This is a genomic window from Pseudomonas sp. BCA17 (genome assembly GCF_004519405.1).
GTDB lineage: Bacteria > Pseudomonadota > Gammaproteobacteria > Pseudomonadales > Pseudomonadaceae > Aquipseudomonas.
Window position 1 is genome coordinate 1 of the sequence record NZ_SGWI01000023.1, and the last position, 1186, is coordinate 1186.

Consider the following 1186-nt stretch of genomic DNA (forward strand, 5'->3'; position numbering starts at 1 on the left):
ACAACCTGGTGCAAGCATTGGAAACCGCACCCCAGACTGCCTTGCAGCAACTGTCGGTGCTGCCGACCGCGGAGCGCGAAACGCTGTTGGCGGCGTTCAACGCCACCGACGCGGATTACCCACGGGACCTGACCGTGGTGCAGATGATCGAGGCGCACGCCTTGCACACCCCACACGCCGTCGCGGTGGTGCTGGGTGAGCAGGTGTTGAGCTATCGCCAACTGAACGAGCAGGCCAACCAGGTCGCGCATCACCTGCGCGGCCTTGGGGCGCAGGCCGATTCACGCGTAGCCCTGTGCATGGAGCGCAGCCTGGCGATGATTGTCGGGCTGCTGGGGATCCTCAAGTCGGGGGCCGCCTATGTGCCGCTCGACCCCGAGTACCCGGCGCAACGCCTGGCGCTGGCGCTGCAAGACAGCCAGCCGCTGGCGGTGCTGGTCCACGCCGCTACCCGTACGGTGCTGGAGGATTCCGGTCTCGCGCAGGTGGACCTGGACGATGCGTCGTTGAACGCGCAGCCACGGCATAACCCGGCCGCGGTGGCCGGGCCGAATGACCTGGCCTACGTGATCTTTACCTCCGGCTCCACCGGCCGCCCTAAAGGGGTGATGGTGGAGCATGGTTCGCTGGTCAACCACATCACTTGGCAGACCCGTGCGTTTGGCTTCGATGCCAACGAGCGGATCTTGCAACGTACCTCGGTGGCTTTTGACGCCTCCGTCTGGGAAATCTGGACGCCGTTGGCGATTGGCGCGCGGCTGGTGCTGTTGCCGGCGCACGCTTCGAGGGATGTCGAGCAAATGGCGCAGACACTGGTGGAACATCAGGTCAGCGTCGCGCAATTTGTGCCGAGCCTGCTGCGCCTGCTGGTGCAACTGCCGGACAGCGGCGTGCGGTGCCGTTACCTGTTCAGCGGCGGTGAAGTGCTGGACCCTCAACTGGCGATGCAGGCCCGGGCGCTGACCAGCCACGGCATCGTCAACCTGTATGGGCCGACCGAAGCCACCATCGACAGCACGTCATGGACCTGCGACGGCAGCGCGCCGGTCGGGTCGGTGCCGATCGGCAAGCCCATCGCCAATGCCCGCGCCTATGTGCTCGACGCACGCCTTGAGCCTGTGGCGTTGGGCGTAGTGGGCGAGTTGTACATCGGCGGCGCCGGTGTGGCGCGTGGGTACCTGGGCCG

General features: G+C 66.4%; 1 protein-coding gene. It reads left to right on the top strand.

Annotated elements, in window-relative coordinates:
* Positions 1 to 1186: amino acid adenylation domain-containing protein (locus tag EXW71_RS28645; RefSeq protein WP_134695669.1), on the top strand; the 1186-nt coding region annotated here is incomplete at both ends.